The sequence below is a fragment of the Jonesia quinghaiensis DSM 15701 genome (genome assembly GCF_000423205.1).
GTDB classification, from domain to species: domain Bacteria; phylum Actinomycetota; class Actinomycetes; order Actinomycetales; family Cellulomonadaceae; genus Jonesia; species Jonesia quinghaiensis.
The window spans coordinates 276,838-303,681 of sequence record NZ_KE383990.1 but is presented as its reverse complement, the minus strand read 5'-3'; the positions used below and the strand labels follow the sequence as shown (position 1 = coordinate 303,681).

Annotated in this window: 25 protein-coding genes and 5 tRNA genes; 20 read left to right on the top strand and 10 right to left on the bottom strand. The window is 55.6% G+C overall.

The annotated features are described in order from the left end of the window. Positions 1-23: 23 nt before the first annotated feature. The 5 genes from G538_RS0113840 to G538_RS17045 form a co-directional block, all read right to left on the bottom strand. Positions 24-2,114: a 3-hydroxyacyl-CoA dehydrogenase NAD-binding domain-containing protein gene (locus G538_RS0113840; RefSeq protein WP_029069767.1), complete on the bottom strand. Its 2,091-nt coding sequence runs from the start codon at positions 2,112-2,114 to the stop codon at positions 24-26. Then, positions 2,111-3,337, bottom strand: a complete 1,227-nt coding sequence (locus tag G538_RS0113835; protein WP_029069766.1) for a thiolase family protein — start codon at positions 3,335-3,337, stop codon at positions 2,111-2,113. Before G538_RS0113835 ends, G538_RS0113840 begins: the two co-directional genes overlap by 4 nt. 215 nt (positions 3,338-3,552) lie before the next feature. After that, a complete protein-coding gene (locus G538_RS0113830; RefSeq protein ID WP_029069765.1) occupies positions 3,553-4,548 on the bottom strand; it encodes a lipid II:glycine glycyltransferase FemX in 996 nt (331 codons plus the stop codon). Between the two features lie 14 nt (positions 4,549-4,562). Then, positions 4,563-5,783 (bottom strand): HRDC domain-containing protein, encoded by a 1,221-nt coding sequence (locus G538_RS17050; RefSeq protein ID WP_035834380.1) that lies wholly within the window; start codon positions 5,781-5,783, stop codon positions 4,563-4,565. A gap of 19 nt (positions 5,784-5,802) precedes the next feature. Beyond that, positions 5,803-6,375: a DUF3000 family protein gene (locus G538_RS17045; RefSeq protein WP_051197251.1), complete on the bottom strand. Its 573-nt coding sequence runs from the start codon at positions 6,373-6,375 to the stop codon at positions 5,803-5,805. Between the two features lie 122 nt (positions 6,376-6,497). On the opposite strand from G538_RS17045, the gene G538_RS0113815 reads away from it, so the two are divergent. After that, a complete protein-coding gene (locus tag G538_RS0113815) occupies positions 6,498-7,739 on the top strand; it encodes a carboxylate--amine ligase (protein ID WP_029069764.1) in 1,242 nt (413 codons plus the stop codon). A gap of 6 nt (positions 7,740-7,745) precedes the next feature. On the opposite strand, the gene G538_RS17040 is transcribed toward G538_RS0113815, so the two are convergent. Then, positions 7,746-8,534 carry a dihydrofolate reductase family protein gene (locus tag G538_RS17040; RefSeq protein WP_169514134.1) on the bottom strand — a complete coding sequence of 263 codons (789 nt, stop codon included), beginning with the start codon at positions 8,532-8,534 and terminating at the stop codon, positions 7,746-7,748. Positions 8,535-8,628: 94 nt separating this feature from the next. Between G538_RS17040 and zapE the strand changes: the two genes are divergently transcribed. Continuing rightward, positions 8,629-9,669: a cell division protein ZapE gene (gene zapE, locus G538_RS0113805; RefSeq protein ID WP_029069763.1), complete on the top strand. Its 1,041-nt coding sequence runs from the start codon at positions 8,629-8,631 to the stop codon at positions 9,667-9,669. A gap of 24 nt (positions 9,670-9,693) precedes the next feature. Here the strand turns inward: zapE and G538_RS17610 are convergent, their stop codons facing one another. The 4 genes from G538_RS17610 to G538_RS0113785 all read right to left on the bottom strand — a co-directional run bounded on the left by G538_RS17610 (position 9,694) and on the right by G538_RS0113785 (position 13,693). Then, positions 9,694-11,430, bottom strand: coding sequence for a glycosyltransferase family 2 protein (locus tag G538_RS17610; RefSeq protein ID WP_051197247.1), 1,737 nt, complete (start codon positions 11,428-11,430; stop codon positions 9,694-9,696). Between the two features lie 174 nt (positions 11,431-11,604). Continuing rightward, positions 11,605-11,679: transfer RNA gene (locus G538_RS0113795), tRNA-Val, on the bottom strand. An 86-nt stretch (positions 11,680-11,765) separates the two neighbouring features. After that, positions 11,766-12,596: an aminotransferase class IV gene (locus G538_RS17030; RefSeq protein ID WP_051197245.1), complete on the bottom strand. Its 831-nt coding sequence runs from the start codon at positions 12,594-12,596 to the stop codon at positions 11,766-11,768. Then, complete coding sequence (locus G538_RS0113785) at positions 12,593-13,693, bottom strand: chorismate-binding protein (RefSeq protein ID WP_029069762.1); 1,101 nt, start codon at positions 13,691-13,693, stop codon at positions 12,593-12,595. Before G538_RS0113785 ends, G538_RS17030 begins: the two co-directional genes overlap by 4 nt. 172 nt (positions 13,694-13,865) lie before the next feature. Here G538_RS0113785 and G538_RS0113780 point away from each other — a divergent pair. From G538_RS0113780 to yajC, 18 genes are all read left to right on the top strand, one after another. Continuing rightward, positions 13,866-13,937, top strand: a tRNA-Gly gene (locus G538_RS0113780). 31 nt (positions 13,938-13,968) lie between these two features. Continuing rightward, positions 13,969-14,039: transfer RNA gene (locus tag G538_RS0113775), tRNA-Cys, on the top strand. A gap of 27 nt (positions 14,040-14,066) precedes the next feature. Further along, positions 14,067-14,138: transfer RNA gene (locus G538_RS0113770), tRNA-Val, on the top strand. 195 nt (positions 14,139-14,333) lie between these two features. Next, positions 14,334-15,737, top strand: a complete 1,404-nt coding sequence (aztD, locus tag G538_RS17025; protein ID WP_035834503.1) for a zinc metallochaperone AztD — start codon at positions 14,334-14,336, stop codon at positions 15,735-15,737. A 170-nt stretch (positions 15,738-15,907) separates the two neighbouring features. Next, positions 15,908-15,979: transfer RNA gene (locus G538_RS0113760), tRNA-Gly, on the top strand. A gap of 139 nt (positions 15,980-16,118) precedes the next feature. Further along, complete coding sequence (locus tag G538_RS0113755; RefSeq protein ID WP_029069761.1) at positions 16,119-16,331, top strand: hypothetical protein; 213 nt, start codon at positions 16,119-16,121, stop codon at positions 16,329-16,331. Positions 16,332-16,369: 38 nt separating this feature from the next. Then, on the top strand, positions 16,370-18,412 hold the full coding sequence (gene thrS / locus G538_RS0113750) for a threonine--tRNA ligase (RefSeq protein WP_425402192.1): 2,043 nt from the start codon (positions 16,370-16,372) through the stop codon (positions 18,410-18,412). Positions 18,413-18,474: 62 nt separating this feature from the next. Next, positions 18,475-19,029 carry an HIT family protein gene (locus G538_RS0113745; protein WP_029069759.1) on the top strand — a complete coding sequence of 185 codons (555 nt, stop codon included), beginning with the start codon at positions 18,475-18,477 and terminating at the stop codon, positions 19,027-19,029. A 103-nt stretch (positions 19,030-19,132) separates the two neighbouring features. Continuing rightward, complete coding sequence (gene pgsA, locus G538_RS0113740) at positions 19,133-19,756, top strand: phosphatidylinositol phosphate synthase (protein WP_029069758.1); 624 nt, start codon at positions 19,133-19,135, stop codon at positions 19,754-19,756. Position 19,757: 1 nt separating this feature from the next. Beyond that, positions 19,758-20,708 (top strand): phosphatidylinositol mannoside acyltransferase, encoded by a 951-nt coding sequence (locus tag G538_RS0113735; protein ID WP_029069757.1) that lies wholly within the window; start codon positions 19,758-19,760, stop codon positions 20,706-20,708. Further along, positions 20,705-21,913, top strand: coding sequence for a glycosyltransferase family 4 protein (locus G538_RS0113730; RefSeq protein ID WP_029069756.1), 1,209 nt, complete (start codon positions 20,705-20,707; stop codon positions 21,911-21,913). The genes G538_RS0113735 and G538_RS0113730 overlap by 4 nt, the downstream gene beginning before the upstream one ends. Next, positions 21,910-22,590 carry a hypothetical protein gene (locus G538_RS0113725; RefSeq protein ID WP_029069755.1) on the top strand — a complete coding sequence of 227 codons (681 nt, stop codon included), beginning with the start codon at positions 21,910-21,912 and terminating at the stop codon, positions 22,588-22,590. Before G538_RS0113730 ends, G538_RS0113725 begins: the two co-directional genes overlap by 4 nt. Then, positions 22,587-23,111 (top strand): NUDIX hydrolase, encoded by a 525-nt coding sequence (locus tag G538_RS0113720; RefSeq protein WP_029069754.1) that lies wholly within the window; start codon positions 22,587-22,589, stop codon positions 23,109-23,111. Before G538_RS0113725 ends, G538_RS0113720 begins: the two co-directional genes overlap by 4 nt. A gap of 160 nt (positions 23,112-23,271) precedes the next feature. After that, positions 23,272-24,033 (top strand): YebC/PmpR family DNA-binding transcriptional regulator, encoded by a 762-nt coding sequence (locus tag G538_RS0113715; protein WP_029069753.1) that lies wholly within the window; start codon positions 23,272-23,274, stop codon positions 24,031-24,033. An 18-nt stretch (positions 24,034-24,051) separates the two neighbouring features. Next, the gene (gene ruvC / locus G538_RS0113710; protein WP_029069752.1) at positions 24,052-24,624 is read left to right on the top strand and encodes a crossover junction endodeoxyribonuclease RuvC; all 573 of its coding nucleotides are present in this window, start codon (positions 24,052-24,054) and stop codon (positions 24,622-24,624) included. 89 nt (positions 24,625-24,713) lie between these two features. After that, complete coding sequence (ruvA, locus tag G538_RS0113705) at positions 24,714-25,325, top strand: Holliday junction branch migration protein RuvA (protein ID WP_029069751.1); 612 nt, start codon at positions 24,714-24,716, stop codon at positions 25,323-25,325. Positions 25,326-25,386: 61 nt separating this feature from the next. Continuing rightward, positions 25,387-26,370 (top strand): Holliday junction branch migration DNA helicase RuvB, encoded by a 984-nt coding sequence (gene ruvB, locus G538_RS0113700; RefSeq protein WP_169514138.1) that lies wholly within the window; start codon positions 25,387-25,389, stop codon positions 26,368-26,370. 94 nt (positions 26,371-26,464) lie between these two features. Next, positions 26,465-26,836 (top strand): preprotein translocase subunit YajC, encoded by a 372-nt coding sequence (gene yajC, locus G538_RS0113695; RefSeq protein WP_029069749.1) that lies wholly within the window; start codon positions 26,465-26,467, stop codon positions 26,834-26,836. The last annotated feature ends 8 nt before the right edge of the window (positions 26,837-26,844 follow it).

Genomic DNA, 26,844 nt, shown 5'->3' with positions numbered 1-26,844 from the left:
TCAACCCATGTTTTTCACGATCCTCACACCGGCGGCAGGCTCGCTTCACCGACGGGATGAAACCGCGTTCCCGTGATTCGTTCGCTGTACCCGGTGCGATCAAGATACGGAGTAATTCCCCCCAGGGCAAAAGGCCATCCAGCGCCCAAGATCATGCACACATCGATGTCGTTCGCATCTTGTGTTACTCCTTCATCAAGCATGAGACCCACCTCATGGGTGAGAGCTTCGACGACGAGATCCAGAACCTCTTGCTCAGTGCGCACAGTGGGAGAAGACGGAGAGTCGAAGTACTGCATAATGTCCGGGTCGACTCGTGCCGGTATGCCGCGGTGTTCCGGTTCACGGATCACACGCGCATGGGCATCAACAATCTTGTGCAAACCAGGGGAGCGTGGAAAACGATCACCAAGGTTTTCTCGTAGTGACACCAAGACATGCAGTCCAACTGCGGGGCCCACAAGATCAAACAAGGCGAAAGGTGGCATCGGGAGGCCAAGCGGCGCGAGAGCCCTATCTGCGACGTCAACAGGTGTGCCCTGTTCCACAACTTCCACGATTTTGCCAAGCAACAGCACGAGAAGGCGATTGACCACGAACCCAGGCCGATCAGCTACAAGAACTGCTGTTTTCCCCAACTTTTTCACCACAGCAAAACCAGTTGCCAAGGCCTCGTCACTCGTGTGCTGTGCACGAATTACCTCGACCAGCGGCATTTTGGCAACGGGGTTAAAGAAGTGAAGTCCAACAACCCGTTCAGGGCTGCGCAGACCTGCCGCCATTTCCGTGACAGACAAGGCTGAAGTATTTGTGGCGAAGATTGCGTGCTCGGGTGCGACGTCCTGAAGTTCAGCAAATACTTTCTTCTTCACGTCCATGACCTCTGTGACCGCTTCAATGATCAAGTCACAATCGTTGAAGTCAGCTATCTGGGTGGTGCCCCGCACGCGTTCGATGATTGCTGCACCACGCGGCGAGGACAGTGTCCCGCGTTCAACAAGACGCTCAACGGTGGAACGGATGTAGTTCACACCCGCCACAACACGTTCCTCGTCCAGGTCGCGCATCACAACCGGCACTTCCAGTTTCTGGGCAAACAACATCGCAAGCTGTGCTGCCATGAGCCCTGCTCCCACAACACCTACCCGCCCAATGGGGTGGGCGAGTTTTTGGTCTGGGGCGCCCTTGGGGCGTTTAGCCGCATTGACGGTGTGGAACGCGTAAATCGACGCACGGAACTCCTCGGTCATGATGAGGTCTGCTAGTGCGTCATCCTCAGCCGCGAACCCTTCGTCTCTGGTTGCGGCAGGCCCGAGCGACATCACGTCAACAGCACGGTACGGTGCAGGGCGTGCCCCCGCGAGGGTTGCGTCGAGAGTGCGACGAGCTGCCGTGATCGCTGCCTCCCACTCGTGTGTGGTTGGTGCAGAGGGCCTGGTCACCGAAACGTCGCCGCGGAGAACCTGCGCAGCCCAGATAACAGACTGCTCGAGGAAGTCAGCTGGATCAAGTAAGGCATCGACCATTCCCCACTGTGCTGCCTCACTGGCAGTACAGACCTTATTTTGCGCTGGTCGATGAAGGATGATGTCAACGGCTCGTTCAATGCCGACCAACCGAGGCAACAAGTACGCACCACCCCACCCTGGGATAAGACCCAAACCGGTTTCTGGTAGACCCAAGGCGCGGATATTCGATGCGACGGTGCGGTAAGTGCAGTTCAGCGCAACTTCGAGCCCTCCGCCCAAAGCAACCCCGTTGATAAAAGCAAAACTAGGTACTGGCATTTCGCCGAGCAAGCGAAGTGCGTCGTGCCCTGTTTGCCCCAGCGCGTGGGCTTGCTCACGGGAAGAAACTTTGGTGACTCCGCGCAGATCAGCTCCCGCAGCAAAAACATGTGGTTTACCGGTAATCCCAACTGCGGCGATGTCACCTGCGTCAGCGCGTGCGGCAACGGTACGCATAGCCTGCGTCATGTTCGCGATGCCTTGCTCACCAAGGGTGGTGGGGCGTGTGTGGTCTTCGCCGTTGTCAAGAGTGATCAGAGCGAGAGTTCCACCGCCTTGTGGTAGTTCGATGTCCCGCACGTATGCGTGAGTAACAATTTCGCTCATCGTGTGGCCTCGTTTTCTGTTGCAGTAAATGTGCCGTTTTCCCAAATCACGGTTGCGCCCATCCCTAAGCCGATGCACATCGTTGTCATCCCGTAGCGCACGTCGGGGTTCGCGGCGAATAAGCTGGCAAGTTGTGACATGAGTCGAACCCCTGAAGCTGCTAGCGGGTGCCCCATAGCGATTGCGCCGCCATAAGGGTTGACGCGGGGGTCATCGTCTTTGATGCCGAAGTGGTCGAGAAACGCGAGAACTTGCACAGCGAACGCTTCGTTGATTTCGATAAGTCCGATGTCGTCCATTGTGAGCCCAGCACGGGCAAGTGCTTTGAGGGTTGATGGCACGGGTCCGTAACCCATGATTTCCGGTTCAACACCGGCGTACGCGAAGGTCACTAAGCGCATAGCGACCGGGAGGTTCAGATCTCGAGCAACAGGTTCGGCGGCAAGCAGCGACATGGTTGCGCCGTCGGTGAGTGGTGATGCGTTGCCTGCAGTTACTCGGCCACCTGCTCGGAAAGGGGTTGGTAGGTCCGCGATGCTTTCAACAGTTGTTCCAGGCCGGGCAAGTTCGTCGCGTGTTGCTAAGCCCCAGCCGCGCTGTGGGTCGCGCAGGGCAACGGGGACGATGCTTGGTTGAATGTGCCCAGCGTCCCAAGCGGCTTGGTAGCGCGCTTGGGAATTGACGGCGTACTCATCTGCTCGTCTTTTGGTGAGGTGAGGGAACCGGTCATGGAGGTTTTCAGCGGTGACGCCCATGTTCAGAGCGTCAGGGGAGACGATTCGTTCAGCAACAAATCTGGGGTTTGGGTCGGCGTCAAATCCCATGGGATGGTGCCCCATGTGCTCAACGCCTCCTGCGATGGTGATGTCAGCAAAGCCAGCAGCTATTGTGCTGGCGGTTGTCGTGACAGCCGTCATCGCGCCGGCGCATAGCCGGTCAATGGCAAACCCTGGAACTTGCTGTGGCAATCCAGCAAGGAGGCCAACTGTGCGGCCAAGGGTTAAGCCTTGATCTCCGCTCTGGGTGGTAGCGGCGATGGCCACATCATCAATGAGTTCTGGATTTAAGGATGGGTGCCTCCGCAAGAGATCACGCAGAATAGTGACCGCAATGTCATCGGCGCGAGTGTGGGCGTACAAGCCATCGGGTTTGGCTTTTCCGAATGGGCTACGCACAGCGTCAACAAACGCGACGGGACGGTTTGGGGGAGTTGCATGGGCCATGAGGTGGTTACTCCTGACGTGGGGACGACATTGTCCGGGCAGGTCGCGGGTGACCTACGTCCTTTAAAGTACACGATACTGCAAGTATCAGTAAAACGCTGTTGGTGTAGCAACTCAGACCAGGTGCGTTAGGCGGCTGTTCTGTGGGCCGAAATGGACAAAGAAACGGGAGGCGACTGCACACGCAGTCGCCTCCCGTGAGATTGTTCTAACGATTAGCCCCGTACTTTGCGGATAACCCGTTTCGCAGTGGGGAGCGCTTTGTTCCAGGTTGCGTGCAAAGGCGAAAAAGGTACATCTAGTGACGACTGTAACGTATTTTCGTACTTTGCAAAGCTTCGCTTGAACTCTGAAATACCATCATTCAGCAAGCCATTCATGTCATAGCGTAGAGCGCCAGATTCATTGGCAGCGGAGATGGCGAACCACTTCACCGGAGCGTTGGCTCGCAATTTTCGCCCAGCGTCAGTCGCTGACGCGTACAGTTCAAACCACGTGTTACCAGATTTGGCGAGCCACACAAAAGAGGCAACCTCGCCCTCGGCGAAGCAGGCGGCGATAAAGGAATCTTCGCCCAGAAGCGAGTGAACATCGCGGTAGTACTGGTCCGAGTGAATGGCGAACCCCGCGCGCTCTGCGTTGGTGCGGTACGTGTGCAAAACCTGAGTCACCTCGTCGTCGGTGACAACGCGACGAATATCAAGGTTGTTTTTCATGCCTTTTCGAATGTCGTAGCGTGTGGTTTTTGACGCTTGTGCCATCAGGTCATCAGCCGGCATCGACAAATCGAGAATCAACGTGACAGGGTACAGAATCGGGTTCGGTGAACTGATACCGCCAGCTGGGTGCAAAGCTTCTGACTCATCGAGATCAGGCTCGATAGTTACCCCAACACCACCGGTGTTCTTCTTCAACCAGGCAACAACAGCGTCGGTAACTCCATCACGCTGCGCCATGGTGAGGTCTGGCCCAAAGAATGGGCCACGCGGGACATGAGAGACAGACTTAAAGGGAAAAGGTAGGTGACGGTGCAAAACTTGGGCGCCAGCAACGCGTGCGCCATGTGCATCACTCACCAGAAGCCGCGAAGCACTCCAGTTGTGTGCTGACTTCAGTTCACCCCACCCCCACTTTTGCAAGGGGTGGCCGAGCAGGCCTTCAACGGTGGCATCCCACGTGGTCGCATCACTGACGGGTGTGACGGTAAACATGAACTTCTGTGTCCTTAGGGAGTGGTGACGGTCTGAATGATGGTGTGCAGCGTGTCACCCACGAGACTGATTTGCCACGGACGGGCTTGCTGCTCACCGAGATACTGTGCAACGTCAACGTGGGTGTCTGTCGCATCCCACAGCAGCTGGCGGACGAGTTTAGGTTGAATGATGTTTTCAGCAGGCATGGTGTATTTCTCAGCGAGTGAATCGATAAACTCACGTGCTTCGTCGTAGCGCCGGGCTGCAAGCGGGTTCTTATCAAACCAAAATTTCGCCGGTGGCGCTTTTGGTGGGGCAGCAACTCGAAGCGGAGGTAGTTCTTGTTGCGGCATAACCAAAGCTTGAGAAATCGCGCGTTGCCACTGATGTGCACGTCTTCGGTGGGCGTTACCGCCGAATTCGTGCAGGGCCAAGAGCGCACCGACACTTCGAGGCAGGCGGACCGCAGCCTCAATGATGGCACGATCAGGAAGGATCCTCGACGGTGCAATGTCGCGGGCTTGTGCGATCTTTTCGCGTTCTTCCCACAAGTTCTTCACTACTGCCATGCGTCTACGGTCAGTAATCCGCTGAATCCCTGACGTACGGCGCCAGGGGTCAGGTCGGTGAATGGTAGGGAGGGTGCGAACATACTCAAACTCTTCATAAGCCCACTGCAGTTTTCCGGACTCTTGGAGCGCGTTGTGCTCGCTGCGAGCCAGTGGTGCCAAGAGTTCAACATCTAACGCTGCATAAGTAAGCCACTCAGGGGGAAGGGGACGCGTAGACCAATCCTGGTGAGAGTGTTGTTTCTCAAGAGAGACACCAAGGAAATGGCTTGTTACAGCAGCAAGGTTGACACGTTCAACACCTAAGAGTCGCGCAGCGATCTCTGTGTCAAACACTGAAGGAGCGTGCAACCCTTGGGCACGTAGTGGTCCCAGATCTTGGGTAGCTGCGTGAAATATCCATGGGTCATCCGCCATGAGAGCGTTGAGGTCGCTGAGATCAGGAACAGCAATCGGGTCGATCAGGAAAGTTCCTGCACCCTCTCTACGGACTTGGATCAGGTAATTGCGGTTACCGTACCTGTATCCAGAAGCACGTTCAGCGTCGACCGCGAAAGGACCTTCACCGCTAGCAAGTAGGCGCAGGGCGCGACCATAGCCGAGAGCTGTGGTGACCAAGTCCACCGGGCCATCGGAAGGCTCGGTGAGCACAGGTAAGGACGGGGGAGTGGAAGTCTCGGACATCGACCGCTTTGCGTAAAGATCAGTGAATAAACAACATGGGGGAGCCGGAAGTCGCAAACAAAAGATTCATCCACGACTCCACATGGCGCTCTAAGTGCCAGTCTACCGTCTGTACGCCACTGGGCTGAGGCGACCAGGACATCCTGATCTCAAGTTGAGTGTCAAGGTCACCAGTTCCCTGTTCTTCAAATTTTTCAGAGACAACAATAGTGACAGTTCCACGTAGCGCTGAGTAGAGCGCCCCTGTTGTTTCCAAAGACTCATCAATCCATGAACGAGCGACCTGCTGCAATAGCGGGTCACGTCCCATGTCATGATCAATATCTGCTCGAACAATAGCCGCGATTCTGAACCGGGACTCCCACTCAGGCACCAGTGATGGGGAGTACAACACAGATAGGTTTCCATGAGCGAGCATCTCTGGATTGCGTCGCGATCTTTTAATCTCACCGGACAACGCTGCCGAAAACGGCGCAACTGCGCCGCGCGCTGGGATTTCCCGCAGCGTCAACGCAGGCGGGATCGACATCTGACGCAACGGTGCCAGAGCCGTCAAGAATTCGGCTGGGGCGTCACTGCGATCCTCGGGCATACGGTAAGCCTAGCCAGCGTTGGTACGCTGGTGCGTGCGACTCGCGAACAAACCACAGATTGGTCCGATCACGTCGCGCCGGCTTAGCCGACTACACCCACTGTGCTGCACAAAGGATGAGGATGAACCTGCTACCCGTTGCCGTCGGAGGCGATATCGGAGTTTACGCATTACTGCGAGACTTCCACGCTCGATACAACGCTGATTCCATCGTGGTTTCGACAAATGCCACACGCGCTATTGGTCACTCGCAGTTCATCACCAACGTCATTGAGCCCGGTATCAACGATGCACGGAAACTCACTGACACCCTCATTGACATTGCCCGCAAAAATCCAGATCGCACACGTATTTTGCTGACAAACGCCGACTGGTACGTCCAGGCGATCCTTCAGTACCGCGATGAATTGGCGCCGCACTACATCATTCCTCACCCCACCCAAGACAACTTTGACTTGGTCGGTGACAAACAGGCTTTTGCAACTATCTGTCAACGGCTGGCGATCCCAACCCCAGCTGAAATTGCTCTCGATATTGCTGACCTCACAAGCGCTCAAGTACCTGCGGCAGTCAAGCATGCATCGTCGACGCTTAAGTTCCCGCTCGTCGCGAAACCCGCGTCAAGTGCTGAATACTTCTACATCAGCTTCCCTGGAAAAAAGAAGATCCACCACATCGACACAGAAGAAGAACTCTCGGAACTCATCTCCGCTTTGGTAACCGCCCGCTACCAAGGAACGTTCCTGATCCAAGAGTTCATCACTGGTGACGAAACCCAAATGCGTTCACTGACCGCATACCGCAATACTCGCGGACACGTGACTCTCGCTGCGACTGGGCGAGTGCTACTTGAAGAACACACCCCAGGAACATTGGGTATCCCCGCCTCGATCATGGTGGAAAAGTACGACGGAGTCATCGAGCAAGCAATCTCGTTCCTCGATGAGATCGATTACCACGGGTTCGCAAACTTTGACATTAAATGGGATACCACCAATCACCGATACGTCTTCTTCGAAGCTAACCCGCGTATCGGGCGGAACAACTACTACGTCACTGCTGGTGGAGCATCAACAGCTCGTGCCATCGTCGAAGACTACCTCGACCCCACAGACACGCTCTACACTGCTGAAAATCCTGTCCTCTACTCGGTAGTTCCTCACCGGCTGCTGTTACGGTACATCCTTGATGAAGAACTGCTTGCCCAGGTAAAACGCCTCATGAAAGAGGGCACGACTGTACACCCTCTGCGTTATAGCTCTGACAAATCACCTAAACGCACGCTCGCCGTTGAAGGCATGACAGCGAACTTTTGGCGCAAGTACAAGCAGTACTACCCAAAGCCCACCGCTTCAGGGTTCTAAGTGCGACTACGGTCTGCGCTCAGGATTGAGGCGCCACAGCGCTAGCGTAGTCACCGGATCTGGACACACAAGTTGGTGGGCAAGAGTGCAGTGCATCAGCACGTTGCGTTCTTGCCCATCATCTGTCACTGTCCGGTGAGAACCAGGGCTTAATGCTCCAACAGTGGTAAGGCACAACTCATCAACCAACCCAGCTCTGAGTAGTTGAGACAAAAAAGAAGGGCCGCCTTCTGTCAAGATGCGGACAAGGCCCAGTTGGGCAAGAGCACTGATGACACGCGAAGGTTCCACCTGCTCTTGACCGACCACCACGATGTTGTCTTCAACGAGTTTCCCTCGAAGTGACTCGCGGCCGACCAAAGTTGTGAAAACAAGCGGTACACGGCCCGTGTCGCCACCTGATAAGACCACGTCAGGCACATGACCAGACGCAGTGACAACCGCGAAGACGATGTCCGATGCTAGCCCTAGGCGTTGTCGTTGTTCGCGCCAGGTTTCTGGTACCTCAATGGACTCGTACCCTTCATCACGCACTGTGCCTGCCGCCACGAGCACCACGTCACACAAGGCACGTAGCGCATCGAACACGAGTTTGTCTGCCGCGTTGTTTAACGAACCAGACAGGCCATCAGGCCCCTGAGCGGCACCATCAATACTGGAAACCATGTTCGCCCGGACTGTCACTTTGTTATCTGGCCATCGGTAAAGATCAATAAGGTCGTCACTCTTCACAGGGTGGGATCGTCCGAGGGGCCACGCTTGGAAAACTTCACCGACTTCAGGGTGTTGACTCAACTCACTACCTCCAAGAACAACATAACTCACCTGACAACGTGTCATCTCTCACATCCACACCATGGCTTAGGCGAGAAAACTACAATGGGTTGCTGTGACCTCCCCACTCACCGACGCCGCCGTCAATTCCCTGACAGCGCGGACCCCCCGTACCGACGCCACACGCCTGCTCGGTGACCTCACACCGCCACAGCACTTCCACACCGCACACTTCGACACTTATCGGCCTGACCCTGACCACCCCAGCCAAGAGTCAGCTCGCCAACAACTAATAGACATAGCCAAAAAGCTGACGTCACGCAGAACTCTCCGTCAACGGTTGGCTAAAACTCCACCCCCTGCGGTGTACCTCGATGGTGGGTTTGGAGTGGGAAAAACCCACTTGCTGGCTTCACTTGCACACGAAATCGGTCCAGATGCGGCCTCATTCGGTACTTTCGTTGAGTACACCAACCTTGTGGGGGCGTTGGGATTCCAGGAAACCGTCACTGCACTTTCATCGCGTCGTCTCGTGTGTATTGACGAGTTCGAACTTGATGATCCAGGTGACACAGTGTTGATGTCTCGTCTTCTTCGTGAACTGGCTGATAATGATGTCGCGTTAGCCGCCACGTCGAACACCCTTCCTGAGTCGCTGGGGGAGGGACGTTTTGCTGCAGAAGACTTCTTGCGGGAGATTCAAGCACTGGCAGCGCGGTTTACAGTACTGCGCATTGATGGGGAAGATTACCGTCGCCGTGAAACTGTCACCCACCTCGATGAGGTGAGCGATGAGGCTATAGCAGCACGTGCTGCACACTTGGCGATGCGTCAAACTGTCACGCTTGACTCGTTTGATGCGGTTCTTCAGCATCTCACAACCGTGCACCCGTCAGCGTATGGGGCCCTCCTTGACGGTATCAGCGTTGTTGCACTCACCAATGTGCGCCCGATGCTCCATCAAGCTTCCGCGCTGCGTTTTGTTGTGCTCGTTGATCGACTGTATGACCACGACGTTCCAGTGTTGCTCGGGGGGAGTGGCCTTGACGGTCTATTTACCGAAGAAATGCTCCGTGGTGGGTACCGAAAAAAATACTATCGAGCACTATCTCGCCTCGGCGCTCTAGCCCAGCAAGGGTTGACGCTCAGCGAATAAGTGCCAGGGCTCAGTAAGAGAGGTTTACGGTAGGGCCCGCTTCAGCAGTACCTCACCGTGACTTCCTTCAACGAGAAGTTCCGTTGTTTTTCGTGGGACTTCCGCGTAAAAAGTAGATGCGTCAACTGACACCCCAGTGACTGGTACCCGGCGGTCAGAGACGATGGCGAAAACCTGCGCGGCACCCTCTGGCATCCCTGCCACGACAACCCGGTCGCGCCGTAATCCACGCTCAACATGGAGCACCGCGGGGGATACCATGCGCGCGTTGTGGCTGTATTTTGTTCGCGGTTTCGCTTGGATGCTGAGGTTGCGGTAGGGAGTGAAGTAGACACCTGCCTTTGAGGGAACGACGCGTGTTGTTGTATCGAGGTCGGATTCTTCAGTCACGCCTAGTCGTTGTTCGACGATCGAAAGTCCCCAGGATGCGCGGATATATGCGTCCCAATCGCCGCTTTCGTCGAGTGCAGTGTGTGTGGTTTTGGAGGTGTACGTTGCGCCAGAAGAAAATTCTTCAGATGTGTTCACCACCGTACACGGGACGACATGTTCTTGCCCTGTCTTGCGATGACGCCAGACCAGAGTGACGGTGCTGGGCTGATCAACGATCCACCCCGCCCGAGCATCAACAGTGACAACTGTTTTAGCAGCGATGACTGAGAGACTTGAGATGCTGCATTCAAGTTGGGGGAGAAGCATCGTGACGCTCTCGCCCTGTGAGGGTTTGTATGACAGTGAGTCACTCTCAGAGCAATACCGGACTTCTAGTTGCCGAAAATCGTGAAGTGATTGGGCAGCTTCCTCGAGCGCCGTGAAGCCACCTGCAACAATAAGTTCACACAGGATCACTGATTCTAGAGTCCCGCTGGCGCGGAGCCGTTCATTCCACACCCCTTTGAGTAGGGCGTGCCCCTGTTCAAAAAGATCCCGGCGGCGTTCTGGAGTGACAGTGCCGATGAACTTCGCGCCAAAAACAGAGCGAAAACCACCACCATCAACAACAGGACGTTCAAGGAGTAGATCACGGCGAGGGCCTGGTTCGCAGTACTGAACTATTGCTTCGATCAGGCCACGCACTTTCGCAAATTCTTCGTCCGCTGGCTGCCGTCGCGCGGTGACGTTTGTGCCATCCTCACGATTGCGAACCCAGTAGTAGACCTTGTCGGAGAGCGCCGAAATATGGGGGGTGTTGAGATAGAGCGACATATTGAATGGTTGATCTTCACCGATGGCGTAGTTGGTGGGGAAGCGCAACCCTAATCGTTCGATGAGTGAGCGGCGGATGAGTTTCCATGAAGCCAACGTCCTGTAGGCAAAGGATTCGACGAAATCCTCGGCTATGCGTTCCTTACGGAACACCATGACAGGGAGGGGACGGATGGTGTCTCCCATATTGCCCCCACGGCATAGAACGATTTCCGAACCACTTGCCTCAGCCCGTTCGCGAAGACGACGTAATGTGTCTGGTTCGATTTGATCATCAGCATCGAGGAAGAACACCCACTCACCGCGCGCATGATCGAGTGCGAGGTTTCGAGGTGCACCCGCGGAACCTGAATTTTCCATGGAAAAGGAGCGCAGATTCTGGTGGGCTGCCGCAAGTTTTTCAACGATGCGAGGTGTGGAATCTGTCGAACCATCATCGACAACGATGAGTTCTATGTCCTGGGCGGGTAGGTCTTGCGTCAGCGCAGAGAGAAGCGTTTCCTCTATGTAGTTTTCGCAGTTGTACACAGGAACGATCACAGAGATCGAGGGCATAGTATTCAAGGTCACTCCACGAGACGTGCAGCCCAATACGATTTACGGCAAATTGGGACAACAGGGAAAACAGATAGTCACGGATGACTGCAACAAAAGTACCAGAAGTTCCCGGTCATTCTGTGCGAAAAAAGCCGGCGCCCCACCTATCAGTGCAGGTGAAGCGCCGGCTTATGGTGGGCGATGCGGGTATCGAACCCACGACCTCTTCCGTGTGAAGGAAGCGCGCTACCACTGCGCCAATCGCCCAAGAACCCAACAGAACCGTTTTCGGTTCCTGTGTGGTTGGTACCTGTCGATAATAGCGCCACGACCGGCTAAACCCAAAACTGGGGTTAGTTGGTGAGGAAGTCGTGCATGCGGTCAGCGAAGAGTGTTTGCGCTTCTCGGATCAGTGTTTTCACGTGTACCGGCTTGTTGTCGACATGACCTACGGCGTGAACTCCTCGGAACGTTCCCACGAGTGCGAGCCCAGAGGTTGCGACATTAATGTTCGACAAGTCTCTAGCCGCCATCATCAACACACCGCCGAGTTCATCACCTATTGCCGTGAGGATGTTTCGAGTTACTCCAGGTAAGCAACCACTGTCATCGGCCGGGGTGTAGAGCTTGTCCTGATGGACGAAAAGAAGGTTCGCTGTTGTGCCTTCACAGACACCGCCCCATCGGCCCCGCCACAAGACTTCATCAAAGGAGCGCGTTTTACCCCACCGCAAGGCTGCAACGTTTCCGCCATAGGAGGTTGATTTGTGACCGGTTAAGGGGTTGGCTGGGTCACGTATCCACGGGCCGATTCCCACCCGTGCATCGGTGGTTTTGATCATGCCTAGCAGGGGTGCGTTAGGTTCTTCGCGCAGCGACACTGCCAGGTGGGTTTCGTTCCCAGTTCCGTGCCAGAGGGTTACGCGTAATCGGGCTACAGGCAGATCGGCGCTATGGTGGGCAGCTTCGGTGCACACAGCGGCTATGTCCCACTCAACAGGAGCGAAGCCAAGCGCGGTGACAGATCGATTCAAGCGTGCCACGTGTTGGTCACGAGCAAAAATTCGACCGTGGTAAACAGCCATTGTTTCAAAAAGACCGTCCCCGACACTTAAACCCGGGTCGAATGGGCCAACGACAAGTGTGTCATCGGGTAAGAACTTTCCATCGCACCACAGCGTCATGTTAGTTCCCCTCCTGGTGTGCCGCTGGCTAGGGCGATGAGTCGTTGCGCTTTGAGTTGCGTTTCGCGCCATTCAGCGTGCGGATCGGAGCCCCAAGTGATCCCAGCACCTGTCCCAAAATGGAGGCGACCACCTGGACCGTATGCGCTGTTCTTTTCCCACCAAAAACTGCGAATGCCGACGCACAATCGCGCAGTACCTTCGTCAAAATCCACCCACCCGAAGCCTCCACAATAAGGCCCCCGAGGCCCTGGTTCGAGTTCACTGATAATGCTCAGTGCACTATGTTTCGGGGCGCCACTGACTGAAGCAGGGGGGAACGTGGCGTCAAAAATGTGCTGCCAGTGCTTAGGTGTGATCGGAGGGCTCGCAAGGTCTCCGGTCACGGTGGACACCAGGTGCACGAGCCCGGGGTGGTGTTCCACCTCGAGGAGGTGGTCAACAACGACTGTCCCGGGCGAGCATAGGTGCGACAAGTCATTGCGTACCAAGTCGGTGATCATGATGTTTTCAGCTGTGTCTTTGTCGAGTAAACCGGCGGCTGTGGGGGCTGTTCCTTTGATGGGGGCTGACGTTATTGTCCAATGATCCGCAGTGCGGTTCACAGACACAAAAAGTTCGGGTGAAGCACTCACGAGCCAAGCGGAATTGCTGGTGTGGTTCCCTTGGACGTCGATATAGCCCTGGTACGGTGCGGGATTTCCTGCGGCCAGATGCGCAGCGAGTGATTCTGCGGGGCCAGGGGTGTCAAGTTGAGCATGAAGTACCCGACACATATTGACTTGGTAGGCGCGTCCGTCGCGGATGTGTTGACGGATGGTTTCGACGCCTGTTTGGTAGTCCTCTTCGGTGACTGATGAGGTCCAGTCGAGTCGAAAGCCTGGAAAGTCACTTGGTGTTGTGGCCTGTGGAGTGGGTGTTTCCACGGTGGTTGTGTTTTCGAAGCTCCAGCCTCGGATTCTTCCTTCGAAGTCCGCGACGACAAACCACACCCCAGTGTGAGGTAGATCCCACGGGGCGGTATTGTGGGCTCGGAATTCTCGATACTCCACTGGATTAGTGCCTGAACGGCCTGCGAAAACGGCTTTTCCCTTCACAAGATCAACCGTACAGTGGTCGCGATGGCATCTGATTGTGTTGCAGCAGGCTTGAGATGGTGCGGGTTCTGCCAGTGTGACCCAAGCCGGTTTGTGTTTCGCAGTCAATCCATACTATGGTTTTACATGTCGCCGAGAGCGGCGGGGAAAACCCGCTCAACTCAGTGAATATGCGGATGTGGCTCAGTGGTAGAGCATCACCTTGCCAAGGTGAGGGTCGCGGGTTCGAATCCCGTCATCCGCTCGGAGACTCCACGTTAGTGGACGAATCTCATGGTGGAGTGGCCGAGAGGCGAGGCAGCGGCCTGCAAAGCCGTATACACGGGTTCGAATCCCGTCTCCACCTCTCAAGACTCATGTGTTATGAGATCTTGCGCGATTGGCGCAGCGGTAGCGCGCTTCCCTGACACGGAAGAGGTCACTGGTTCGATCCCAGTATCGCGCACAAAAGAAGGTCCCAGAGTTTACTCTGGGACCTTTTGTGTTGCCTTGACAGTTGTCATGTGAGCCATCGCACTTACTCTGTAATTGATAATCGTTATCATCGATGGGTAGGGTTGGTGATGGAGCAAGGGGGGAGTCCCCCTAATTAACCAGAATGATTCTCATTCTAGATGAGGAAGGACGCGTACTCCGCGCCATGACTACGACACGTAAAACTGCCAAAAAACCATTGAGTGCACTCGCGCTGACAATGGCACTCTCTGTGGTTCTCGCGAGTTGCGCTGACAGCTCGGCGAGCGAGAACAATGATGCGCAAACTCCTGCTGAAACCACCGAGACTGAGCCTGCCCAGGCGCAAGAAGCTTCAGCGCGAACTCCTCGCATCGCAGTGACCTACGAAGGTGGAGTGAAGTACCTCGACGCTCTAACGCTCGAGGAAGTGGGAGACACCGCTGCGCAAGGATTCATCCGATTGAACCAAGCTGGCGATAATCGCCACCTCTTCCTCTCAACAGGCGGAGGGTTCGAACTCCTCGATGCAGGTGCTTGGGCTCAAGCTCACGGGGACCATGCTCACTACTACACCCAAACGCCTGCATCAACAGGGGTCGTCAAAGAAGCAACCACACCAGGTCACGCTGTTGTCCACGATGGCTTGACAGCGCTATTTGATGACGGCACCGGCAAGGTTGACGTGTACGAAAGTGCTCACATTGCGGAGGGCGAAGAGCCGGTCATGACATGGCAGGCGCCGGAGGCGCACCATGGCGTCGCTGTCCCGCGCGCTGACGGTAGCCTCGTTGTGACAATCGGAACGGAAGAAGAACGTACCGGGGTGGCAATTATTGCTGCCGACGGTTCAACTGTTACTGAAAACACTGAATGCCCAGGAGTCCACGGTGAAGCTGCTGCCCAGGACGGGCGCATTGTTGTGGGGTGCCAAGACGGTGTCCTCATCATTGACGGCGACACCATCACCAAGGTGGAAAGCCCAGATGACTATGGACGCATCGGTAACCAATCAGGTTCGCCAGAGTCGCCGATTGTCTTAGGTGACTACAAGTCTGACCCTGATGCTGACCTTGAACGCCCAACGCGTATCTCTCTCATCAACACCGAAACCGCGGAACTTCAACTAGTTGATATTCCATCAAGTTACACCTTCCGCTCCTTGGCTCGCGATGACGACGGTAACGCTTTGGTACTGGGTACAGACGGAGCTATCCACGTTATTGACCCAGTCAAAGCGAAGGTGACAACCTCGATTCCAGTGATTGAGGCCTGGGAAGAGCCAGAAGAATGGCAGAAGCCACGTCCCACCATTTTCTTCCTCGACGGCATGGCGTATGTCACTGACCCAGCAACGAACCGCGTCATCATTGTTGACACCGTTGCTGGTGAAGTATGGAAAGAAGCCACTCTTGAGGTCACTCCTAATGAACTGAACGGCATCACTGGTGGTGAACCTAGCCACGAAGGTCATGACCACGGGGAAGAAGACCATGCTGAGGACGACCACGCCGACGAAGAACACGGTGATGACGAGCACACTGATGATGAGCATGCAGAGGATCACGAGCATGACGGGCACGATCACTGATCAGTGAAGTAGTCTCTGAATCCGCAAGAATTGGCCTGTGAGAGGGACAATAGTGCTGGGTGGAAGGCGGAAACACCTTCCACCCAGCTTCTTCGATTGGGGGGCCTATCAGATTTTGGCTCCCTGTGGATCTGCGGTACAGTTTTCTCTGTTCCACTGCAGTGGAACACGCGGATGTGGCTCAGTGGTAGAGCATCACCTTGCCAAGGTGAGGGTCGCGGGTTCGAATCCCGTCATCCGCTCAGTAAAGGTTCCAAGCATCGCTTGGAACCTTTTTGTTTTCCTGCTGTGTTTTGTGCAGTACTGCTTGTGGTGATGTTGTGGCTGACCGACAATGGGGTCACCCCACAATGGGGGGATCAACACCATGATGGAGGCGACATGGGAATCGATGACCTAGTAAACAAGGCAAAAAACGCGCTGGCACGCTCCGATGGCACAGTGGCGAAGCTCAAAGCTGCTGCCACCGACGAACGCATTGATACTGTGGCCACTCAGATGAAGAAGGTTGCCCCAGATGCAATTGACGGGCACATCGACACGCTTGCTCGCAAAGCCAAGCAGGCGAACGACGAGCCACCACAAGATCGCTAAGATGGGAGGGTGCTGCTACCCAGCAGCACCTTTTTGTCATGACCAAGGAGAACACAACCGTGTCAGAAGCACAGATGCAGCCACCACACATAACTATCACCCGTGACGGTGACACAACGACGGTGACTGCAGGCTCGACCGGCACCGACGTGTACTCCGGGCAGCGAGAGATTGTTGCGCTTCGCATAGATGGTGAGTTGAAAGACCTGTCTACTGTTATAGAAGACGGCAATCTTGTTGAAGGTGTGGCAATTACCGAGCCAGATGGACTGAACATCTTGCGGCACTCGGCAGCGCACGTGCTTGCGCAGGCTGTGCAAAAGGTAAACCCCGACGCAAAATTGGGAATTGGCCCTCCCATCGTTGATGGTTTCTACTACGACTTCGATGTAGAGGTCCCCTTCGCGCCAGAGGACTTGAAGAAGCTCGAAAAAGAGATGCAACGCATCGTCAAAGAGGGACAAACATTCCGTCGCCGAGTCATCAGCGACGAGCAAGGGCACAGCGAACTCGCCAATGAACCGTACAAAATCGAACTCATTGGTTTGAAGTCTCAGTCGACTGATGCAGCTGAAGGTGCATCAGTTGAGGTAGGTGCTGGGGAACTTACTATCTATGAAAACGTGCGGCGCAACGGTGAGGTTGCATGGCAAGACCTTTGCCGGGGACCACACCTGCCCTCAACTCGCCTGATTGGCAACGGCTTTAAACTCACACGCTCGGCGGCAGCATACTGGCGTGGCAGTGAAAAGAACCCACAACTGCAACGCATCTACGGCACGGCGTGGCCCACAAAAGAAGAACTTGTTGCCCACCTGGACCGCATTGCAGAAGCAGAAAAGCGCGACCACCGCCGTCTCGGCGTGGAACTCGACCTCTTCTCTTTCCCAGACGCCATGGGCTCTGGCCTTGCCGTTTTCCACCCCAAGGGCGGTGTGGTGCGCATGGAGATGGAAGAGTACTCACGTAAACGCCACATTGATGCCGGGTACTCCTTCGTGAACACCCCTCACATCACAAAATCACGGTTGTATGAAGTGTCTGGGCACTTGGACTGGTACCGCGAGGGCATGTACCCAGCGATGCACATGGACGAGGAACGTGACGCGGACGGAACTGTGCGCAAACAGGGGCAGGACTACTACCTCAAGCCCATGAACTGCCCAATGCACAACCTGATTTTCGATGCGCGTGGTCGGTCATATCGCGAACTTCCTTTGCGTCTTTTCGAATTTGGAACCGTATACCGGTACGAGAAGTCAGGTGTTATCCACGGTTTAACTCGTGCGCGCGGTTTCACGCAAGACGATGCCCACATTTACTGCACCAAGGAACAAATGAAGTCAGAGCTCACTGACGCTTTGAACTTTGTCCTTGATTTGCTGAAAGACTACGGCCTCGATGACTTCTACCTCGAACTGTCAACCCGTGACCCACACAAAACAGTGGGTTCTGATGACATGTGGGAAGAAGCAACACGAACCCTTGAAGAGGTTGCGCAGGCATCTGGACTTGACCTAGTGCCAGACCCAGGCGGCGCAGCGTTCTATGGTCCAAAAATCTCAGTTCAGGCCAAGGACGCCATCGGGCGCACGTGGCAAATGTCTACAATCCAGCTGGACTTCAACCTTCCTGAGAAGTTTGATCTGGAATACCAAGCAGCTGATGGGACACGCCAACGTCCGGTCATGATTCACCGTGCATTGTTTGGCTCCATTGAGCGATTCTTCGCTGTTCTCCTCGAGCACTACGCTGGCCAGTTCCCGGTGTGGCTTGCACCCGTTCAAGTTCTTGCGGTCCCTGTGGCTGAGGCATTCAATGACTACCTCGCTGACGTGGTCGCTCAATTGCGGGCTGCTGGTGTTCGAGCGGAACTCGACAATTCCACGGAACGGTTCCCCAAGAAGATCCGAAACGCATCGACATCGAAGGTTCCGTTCACCATCATTGCTGGTGGGGAAGATGCAGAAGCGGGTGCGGTGTCATTCAGGTTCCGAGATGGAAGCCAAGAGAACGGAATCCCCGTGGCAGATGCCATTGCTCGCATTCGAGAGGCGATCTCCACAAAAGCGCAGGTTTAGTATCCATGGGCGGTCACCAACCGGTGACCGCCCATCACTATGGAGCACAGAACGTGAGAGAAGTGGCTGAGCACGAGTACACCGTTGATCTGGCACAAGAATTTGCGGGCACACAAGATTCCCTCGACAGGCTCTGGACCCCGCACCGAATGGCGTATGTTGGTGGCGAGAATAAACCCCACGACTCAAGTTCTCGTCAATGCCCCTTCTGCCATATTCCGGAGCGCGACGACCGCGCAGGGCTGATCGTGCATCGAGGGACCCTGGCTTATGCGGTACTGAATCTGTATCCGTACAATTCAGGGCACCTGATGGTAGTGCCCTATGAGCATGTTTCCCTGTATTCCCAGATCAACGTCGACGTTGTCACAGAAATGGGCACAATGACGCAGCAAGCAATGGCTGCATTGAGCTCCGTGATGTCTCCAGCTGGTTTTAACATCGGAATGAACCAAGGCGAGGCTGGTGGTGCTGGCATCGCAGCGCACCTCCATCAACATGTCGTTCCGCGGTGGGTAGGAGACGCCAACTTTTTCCCCATCGTTGCGCAAACCAAAGCGATGCCTGCGCTTCTTTCTGATACCCGAGACCGCCTTGCCGCGTCGTGGCCTACCTGAACATGAAGACAGCAAGAATACTGCCGGTACACCCCACAACATGGCATAGTATGAACGGCTCCATCACCATGGAGGATGCACCACACAACAAGAGGAGAGAACGTTGCTGAACGGCTTGCGCGGGGTGATGGCAAAGATTTTCACTCCCATTGCCAGATTCCTCCTGAAACTGGGAATCACCCCAGACGCAGTAACAGTTGCTGGGACTCTCGGCGTTATTGCCGTTGCCCTATGGCTCTTCCCGCAAGGGAATCTGATTGCCGGTTCTCTGCTGCTTGGTCTCCTCGTCTTCACGGATTCCCTTGATGGAACGATGGCTCGTCTCTCTGGTCGCTCTGGGCCATGGGGGGCGTTCCTCGACTCCACACTTGACCGGTTGGCAGACGGCGCCATTTTTGTTGGCTTAGCAATGTATTTCGCGTGGACATCGCCTAGCAACAACCACCTCGGTATGTCAGCTGCGCTAGCCTCACTGGTCCTTGGACTATGCGTCTCATACGCACGCGCCCGTGCCGAAGGTTTAGGCCTTGATGGAAACGTTGGAATCGCAGAACGCCCTGAACGCTTAGTGGTATCACTCGTCGCTGCCCTTATCGCTGGACTCACAGACCAGCCCGCCGTTCTTGCTTGGGCTCTCGTGTTCCTCGCCGCGATTTCTGCTGTCACACTTGTGCAGCGCATAACGCATGTGCGTTCTCAGACCTTAGTTGCTCGCGAGGAACCATAAAATGAATCTCTCTACGCTGTATATGCTGGCTTGGCGCCATGCTTGGCGGGTGCCAGGGCCACTGTGGCGTGGTGCGATGGCTGGAGTTGCAGACCTCACATGGCTGATGCGTGGCAAAGGTGTCACACAACTCGAACGCAACCTGAGCCGGATCCGCCCTGAGGCCACACCCCAACAAATCAGGCGACTGTCTCACCAGGGAATGCGTTCGTACATGCGCTATTTCGGAGAGGCATTTGTGGTAGCGCATTTGACTGCACAGCAGCGCGACGCACGAGTGCGGGTAGTTGGCCGCGAGAACATTGATTCCGCGCTGGCACACGGGGGCTCGCCGATTTTGGCGCTGTCCCATCAGGGAAACTGGGACTTGGCAGGGATGTGGGCAAGTGTCCACCTACGTCCAGTTCTTACAGTAGCCGAACGCCTCAAACCGGAGGAACTCTTCACGGAATTTCGTCAATTCCGCGAGACCTTAGGAATGTCAATTCTCGCGGCCGGGGATGACGGAGTTTTCAGGCAGCTCATGCGAGCATCGCGCACAGAAAAATACCTCATTTGTCTCCTTGCAGACCGAGATCTATCGCATTCCGGTGTCGAAGTCTCGCTTTTTGGGCGGACTGCCCGCGTCGCTAAAGGGCCCGCCGCCCTCGCATTAAGCAACGATGTTGCTCTCGTCCCCTCAGCGATCTACTACGAACGTCTCCGTGGAGAACGGCGCCGTCAAGCAGGCAGCCCGTGGGGCATCGTCATTGAATTTTGCCCCCCTGTGTATGCAACGCCAGGCGCCACAGGCCATAGTGCGATCGCTGACCTCTCTCAACAGTGGGTGAGCGCACTGGAAACGCCAATATCTAAACACCCCCAAGACTGGCACATGCTTCAGAAAGTGTTCGTAGAGGACCTCGATGCAGCACGCTACAGCACAGTAACTGCACCTGAGGAGAACGTATGACCCCGGCAAATGCCTCTCGGCAACTGCGCGTAGGGATTGTCTGCCCTTACTCATTCGATGCCCCAGGTGGGGTGCAATTTCACATTCGAGACCTCGCGGAAGCGTTAATGGCGCAAGGCCACCACGTTTCTGTACTCGCGCCAGCCGATGAGGACACCCCAATTCCGGACTATATTGTCTCCGCTGGGGCCTCAATTCCCATACGTTACAACGGGTCAGTCGCCCGGTTGACGTTTGGTCCACGCATCGCAGCCCGGGTTCGACGGTGGCTCGTTGAAGGGCGTTTTGATGTTCTTCACCTGCATGAACCAATGACCCCCTCACTGTCGATGCTTGCTTTGTGGTTGGCCCGCGGCCCAATTGTCGGTACTTTCCACACTGCCCTGCTGCGTTCGCGTGCCTTGCAGTTCGTTTACCCCATGGTGCGACCCAGCTTGGAAAAGTTCTCCGCCCGGATCGCTGTGTCTGAGGACGCCCGCCGGACCCTCATTGATCACCTTGGGGGAGACGCCATCGTGATCCCTAACGGGGTGTATGTCGAGACGTTCCGTGCAGCACAACCTGATGAACGCTGGCAAGGTACCCCACAAGCACCAACGATTGCTTTTTTGGGGCGTCTCGATGAACCGCGAAAAGGCCTGCCGCTCTTGATGGGAGCGGTCAAAACAGTGGTCGCTACCCACCCAGGGGCGCGGTTTCTCGTTGCTGGGCGAGGTGATGACGGGATGAAAGCTGCCATCGAACAGTTGGGGGAGTTGGCGCATCATGTCGAATTCCTTGGCGGCATCAGTGACGAAGAGAAAGCTTCATTACTGAGTTCAGTTGACCTGTACGTCGCCCCGCAAACAGGTGGCGAAAGTTTTGGGATTGTCCTCGTTGAGGCGATGAGCGCAGGCACATGCGTCGTCGCTTCAGACCTTGGCGCTTTTGAACGAGTGTTGGACAACGGACGCGCGGGTTTTATGTTCACAAAGTCCGATAGCGATGACCTTGCCCGTGCGATTTGTGAAGCGCTGAACGACCCTGAGGAACGGGCAAAACGTGTGGCTCAGGCTACACAGTTCGTAGACCAATTTGACTGGTCAGAGGTGACGTCAAAGATTTTGACCGTTTATGAAATGGTGCTCTCTGCATCAACTGCACTAGATGGTGTCACTGAAGACCCTGCCGCCACGTCACCACGCCGATTGGGGTCACGTCGATGACTTGGTCAGAAATTGCTGTTCTCGTGCTGGTCTTTGTCGCTGTTCTGGTGTGGCTTGCGCTTGCTCAGGCTCAACGTTTGGACCGGCTGCACCGTAAAGTAGTGGCATCACGGTTGGCGCTTGATGCGCAACTTCTGCGCCGTTCCTCGGCGGCTGGGGAACTAGCTGCCGCAGATGTTCTCGACCCCGTGAGTGCACTTCTCATCACCGATGCAGTGGGGGCAGTACAAAATTCGTGCCGTGATGGCGACCAAGAACTTATGGTTGCAGTACCTGACCTGCACGATTTAGTTGTCCGGCATCGTAGTGGTATGCCTGAGCCAACAAGGCGGGGTGTGATCCAAGCGCTGGATGGAACGTTAGGGCTCGAGCGAGAAGCTGAAGAGAGTTCGCTCACTGCCGTGTTGTCGCAACTCTTTGACGATCCCCTCGAAACGCAACCGCTCTACGATATCCCCGAAGCTGAAGAACTTCTCAGCTCACTAGCTGCGGCCTGGTACAGGGTCCAAATTGCTCGTCGCTTCCACAATGAGGCGGTTCTGCAAGCACAACGCCAACGCGCCAACCCTGTGGTGCGTCTACTGCGCCTTGCAGGCCGTGCACCGATGCCGCAGACAGTGGAGTTCGATGATTCGTGGCCGAGCGGTTTGCGTGTGACCACGAGCAAAGCGTCATGACGCGTCACGCGAACCTAAGGGAACGCCATGCGGCGCGCGTGATCCTCCTCAACAATCAAGGCCACGTCCTACTGATGCGCGGACATGATGAACATAATCCCAGTAGATCGTGGTGGTTCACGATGGGCGGGGGGATAGACCCCGGAGAAACGCCACAGCAAGCAGCTATACGTGAGGTGTCTGAGGAGGCCGGTATTACGTTGCCACCTCAGGATTTGCTTGGCCCTATTCTGGAACGCACGGCCCTCTTCGATTTCGCTCAAGAACACATCATTCAGCATGAAGTGTTCTACCTCGCATATGTTGCCGACGATGTGGCGATAACACGGGACGGCTGGACCGAGGTTGAACGCAGCTTCGTTGATGATCTCGCTTGGATGAGCGTGCCAGAGTTGCAGAACTCGCCATGTGAGGTCTTTCCGCGTGGTCTACCAGGGATCCTTGCGAACCTTGCGCACGGATGGGACGGAACTGTGCTTCAGTTAGGTCTAGAAGACGAGAACACAACAATTGGGCTGTGATGATCAGCCTGTTGTCGCAGACCGCCGACGGAAGCCGGTAAAATCGTACAAGTTTGATGGGGCATGATGTGTGACAAACAACGCGCATACCGTGAGGTGAGCGCACCACAGTCACACGATGCTCGGAGACAATCACTCAACACGCAAGGAGTCCACACCGATGTCAGGTCACTCCAAATGGGCCACAACCAAACACAAGAAGGCTGCTCTTGACGCTAAACGCGGCAAACTTTTCGCCAAACTGATCAAAAACATTGAGGTCGCGGCGCGCACTGGTGGCGGCGATGTGTCAGGTAACCCAACACTCTTTGATGCGATCCAAACAGCGAAAAAGAACTCAGTCCCCGGTGACAACATTGACCGGGCGGTAAAACGCGGTGCTGGCCTTATCGAGGGTGGCGCGGACTACCAAACCATCATGTATGAAGGTTACGCACCGGGCGGTATCGCCATGCTTGTTGAGTGTCTGACTGACAACAAGAACCGTTCCGCGGCTGACGTCCGTGTTGCCTTCACCCGATCTGGCGGACAGCTTGCTGACCCAGGTTCAGTGGCGTACATGTTCTCCCGCAAAGGCTTGATCGTTATTCCTGCTAATGGGCATGACGAAGATGAGATTATGGAAGCTGTCCTTGACGCTGGTGCGGAAGAAGTCGCGTCTGAGGGAGATGTTTTTGAAGTTCTCTCAGAAGCTACAGACTTGCGTGCGGTCAGGGACGCCTTGGATGCTGCTGGCATCGAGTATGACTCCGCGGAAACTGTGTGGCACCCTGCGACCCGTCTCGACGTTGACGCTGAGGGCGCACGAAAGGTATTCCGGCTCATTGATGCGTTGGAAGATTCAGATGACGTACAAAACGTCTATGCGAACTACAACGTTTCGGCTGACGTGATGGCTGAACTCGATGAAGACCCAAGCTAACGAAAAGACACGTTAACGATGAGAGTTCTGGGTGTTGATCCAGGGCTGACCCGCTGCGGAATCGGTGTTGTCGACTCCGTAGCGGGCCGCCGTGCGCGCCTTGTTGCGGTGGGTGTGGCACGCTCATCCCATGAGTCTTCCATTGATGTTCGGCTTCTGAAGATCTCCAATGAACTCGATGAATGGATGGACCGTCACATACCTGACGTTGTAGCTATTGAGCGGGTTTTCGCACAGAACAACCTGTCAACGGTTATGGGTACTGCCCAAGTTGCTGGCATCGCGATGCTTGCTGCCGCGAAGCGACAAGTGCCCGTGGCCTTGCATACTCCTAGTGAGGTAAAGGCCGCGGTGACAGGTCATGGTGGCGCAGGAAAAGAACAAGTTCAGCGCATGGTTGCGAACATTTTGGGGCTTGCAGAAGCCCCGAAACCCGCTGATGCGGCGGATGCGCTAGCACTGGCGATTTGTCATCTGTGGCGACCCGCTGGTGTTCTGGACAAAGCAGAACGTTTCCAAATGACACCAGCACAACGGCAGTGGGCTGCAGCCGAGCAATCAGCTCGTCAGAATGTCAGGCGCATGCATTAGGGTCTGTTAGGTGCTACCACCGGGTAAAACTGGTTGTGGTGCTACTGGTGTGGATGTTCTTAAACCAACGATGAAGAGTGTGAAAACGCATGATCGCCTCATTAACCGGCGTGGTCTCCCATGTTCGTCTCGATTCCGCCATCCTGGATGTTGCTGGGGTCGGATATCTCGTGTACGCGACCCCCACGACTCTGTCGACCATGCGTAAGGGTGAGGTAGTCACTGTATTTACCTCGTTGGTTGTCCGGGAGGACTCCATGACGCTGTTTGCCTTTTCTGATTTCGATGAGCGAGAGGTATTCGAGACCGTACAAACAGTGTCGGGGGTTGGTCCACGCTTGGCACTAGCGATGCTCGCTGTACACACATCAGAGATGTTGCGGCATGCGGTTGCATCCTCTGATGCTCGCGCCTTGACGCGAGTTCCTGGGATCGGCCCTAAAGTTGCGCAGCGAATATTGCTCGAACTTGCCGGAAAACTTGCTCCTACCGGAACGCAAACACCTACGCCGAGTGCTACCGAGGTGGACGAGCGACACCAGGTCATTGAGGCATTGCAGTCCTTGGGGTGGAATGCAAAACAGGCTGAAGACACAGTGGCTCATGTCCTTGAGGAAACTGGGGCAACTGCGGTTTCTGCCCGTGATGTTCCAGCGACGCTAAGGTCAGCGCTGAAAGTGCTAGGAGGAAACCGTGCATGAGGACGATGACTTCCCCCATGAGGTGACCTCGGAGCGGCTTGTTGCATCGTCAGCAGACGATATGGAACGAGCTGCGGAGGCTGCGTTACGTCCGAAATCTCTCGATGAATTTGTTGGACAGCGGGTAGTTCGCGAACAGCTCTCTCTTGTCCTGGATGCGGCAAAGGGCCGTGGAGCCCCGCCGGACCACGTGTTGCTGTCCGGGCCGCCCGGGCTCGGTAAAACGACGTTAGCAATGATCATCGCCGCTGAACTTGGGGTGTCACTGCGGGTGACGTCAGGCCCTGCTATCCAACATGCAGGTGACCTCGCTGCCGTTTTATCATCCCTCGATGAGGGCGAAGTTCTCTTCATTGATGAGATCCACCGGTTGGCTCGCCCTGCAGAGGAACTGCTGTATGTCGCGATGGAAGACTTCCGTGTCGATGTCGTGGTAGGTAAAGGTGCAGGTGCCTCGGCGATTCCTTTGAGCCTGCCTCGGTTTACTGCAGTTGGGGCGACAACACGAGCGGGGTTATTGCCAGCCCCTCTGCGGGACCGATTCGGATTCACCGGGCACCTAGATTTTTATGCGGCAAGTGACCTTGAACGGGTTATTGTCAGATCCGCGCGGCTTCTTGGGGTGGAACTTGCGGCAGATGCAGCAGCTGAAATTGCTTCTCGCTCACGCGGAACCCCGCGTATTGCCAACAGACTGCTACGTCGGGTGCGCGATTGGGCCCAGGTAAAGGGCACGGGACAACTTGATTATGCTGCGGCGCAAGCAGCATTGGCCGTTTATGAGGTTGACGAAAAGGGATTGGATCGTCTCGACCGAGCCGTGTTGACGGCGCTGTGTACGCGCTTCGGCGGCGGACCGGTAGGTCTTTCAACGCTTGCGGTCACGGTGGGTGAAGAACCAGAAACAGTTGAGACCGTGGCTGAGCCCTTTCTCGTCCGCGAGGGTTTGATGGGCCGTACACCGCGAGGGCGTGTGGCAACACTAGAAACGTGGCGTCACCTGGGGCTTGCTCCACCTGCGGACTCCAGCACACTGTTTAGGTAAAGTGGGCACTTTTCTCCCTGCCCCGCCGTTAGGTAAAAGGGCGTGTGAACGCCTAGACTCCCTTTGGTACTCAACCACATGAAAAGGTGTAACGATGGAATACCTGATTCTGTTCGCTGCGATGATCGCGCTCATGTTCTTCATGACTCGCGGAACCCGCAAACGCCAGAAAGAGATGATCGCTTTCCGTGACTCAATGGAGCCAGGTATGCGTGTCATGACAGCCTCAGGCTATGTCGGCGTTGTCGTATCGATTGACGGAGATCTGGTGACCCTTGAGTCATCGCCTGGTGCGCACACATCTTGGGTTCGCGCAGCTGTTGCCAAGCCATATGAGTCAGTTGAAGCCGTTGCACAAGAGCCTGCCACTGAAGAGACTTCTTCCGGTTTTGTTGTTCCAGACGATGTATCTGGTCTCATTACCCGCCCGCAGGACGAACGTCGGGATGACGACACCACAAAGTAGTACCTGTA

Coding starts and splice junctions, on each gene's coding strand:
- G538_RS0113840 (WP_029069767.1), bottom strand. CDS start 2,114: ATGAGCGAAATTGTTACTCACGCATACGTGCGGGACATCGAACTACCA.
- G538_RS0113835 (WP_029069766.1), bottom strand. CDS start 3,337: ATGGCCCATGCAACTCCCCCAAACCGTCCCGTCGCGTTTGTTGACGCT.
- G538_RS0113830 (WP_029069765.1), bottom strand. CDS start 4,548: ATGTTTACCGTCACACCCGTCAGTGATGCGACCACGTGGGATGCCACC.
- G538_RS17050 (WP_035834380.1), bottom strand. CDS start 5,783: ATGTCCGAGACTTCCACTCCCCCGTCCTTACCTGTGCTCACCGAGCCT.
- G538_RS17045 (WP_051197251.1), bottom strand. CDS start 6,375: ATGCCCGAGGATCGCAGTGACGCCCCAGCCGAATTCTTGACGGCTCTG.
- G538_RS0113815 (WP_029069764.1), top strand. CDS start 6,498: ATGAACCTGCTACCCGTTGCCGTCGGAGGCGATATCGGAGTTTACGCA.
- G538_RS17610 (WP_051197247.1), bottom strand. CDS start 11,430: ATGCCCTCGATCTCTGTGATCGTTCCTGTGTACAACTGCGAAAACTAC.
- G538_RS17030 (WP_051197245.1), bottom strand. CDS start 12,596: ATGACGCTGTGGTGCGATGGAAAGTTCTTACCCGATGACACACTTGTC.
- aztD (WP_035834503.1), top strand. CDS start 14,334: ATGACTACGACACGTAAAACTGCCAAAAAACCATTGAGTGCACTCGCG.
- G538_RS0113755 (WP_029069761.1), top strand. CDS start 16,119: ATGGGAATCGATGACCTAGTAAACAAGGCAAAAAACGCGCTGGCACGC.
- thrS (WP_425402192.1), top strand. CDS start 16,370: ATGACCAAGGAGAACACAACCGTGTCAGAAGCACAGATGCAGCCACCA.
- G538_RS0113735 (WP_029069757.1), top strand. CDS start 19,758: ATGAATCTCTCTACGCTGTATATGCTGGCTTGGCGCCATGCTTGGCGG.
- G538_RS0113730 (WP_029069756.1), top strand. CDS start 20,705: ATGACCCCGGCAAATGCCTCTCGGCAACTGCGCGTAGGGATTGTCTGC.
- G538_RS0113725 (WP_029069755.1), top strand. CDS start 21,910: ATGACTTGGTCAGAAATTGCTGTTCTCGTGCTGGTCTTTGTCGCTGTT.
- G538_RS0113720 (WP_029069754.1), top strand. CDS start 22,587: ATGACGCGTCACGCGAACCTAAGGGAACGCCATGCGGCGCGCGTGATC.
- G538_RS0113715 (WP_029069753.1), top strand. CDS start 23,272: ATGTCAGGTCACTCCAAATGGGCCACAACCAAACACAAGAAGGCTGCT.
- ruvC (WP_029069752.1), top strand. CDS start 24,052: ATGAGAGTTCTGGGTGTTGATCCAGGGCTGACCCGCTGCGGAATCGGT.
- ruvA (WP_029069751.1), top strand. CDS start 24,714: ATGATCGCCTCATTAACCGGCGTGGTCTCCCATGTTCGTCTCGATTCC.
- ruvB (WP_169514138.1), top strand. CDS start 25,387: ATGGAACGAGCTGCGGAGGCTGCGTTACGTCCGAAATCTCTCGATGAA.
- yajC (WP_029069749.1), top strand. CDS start 26,465: ATGGAATACCTGATTCTGTTCGCTGCGATGATCGCGCTCATGTTCTTC.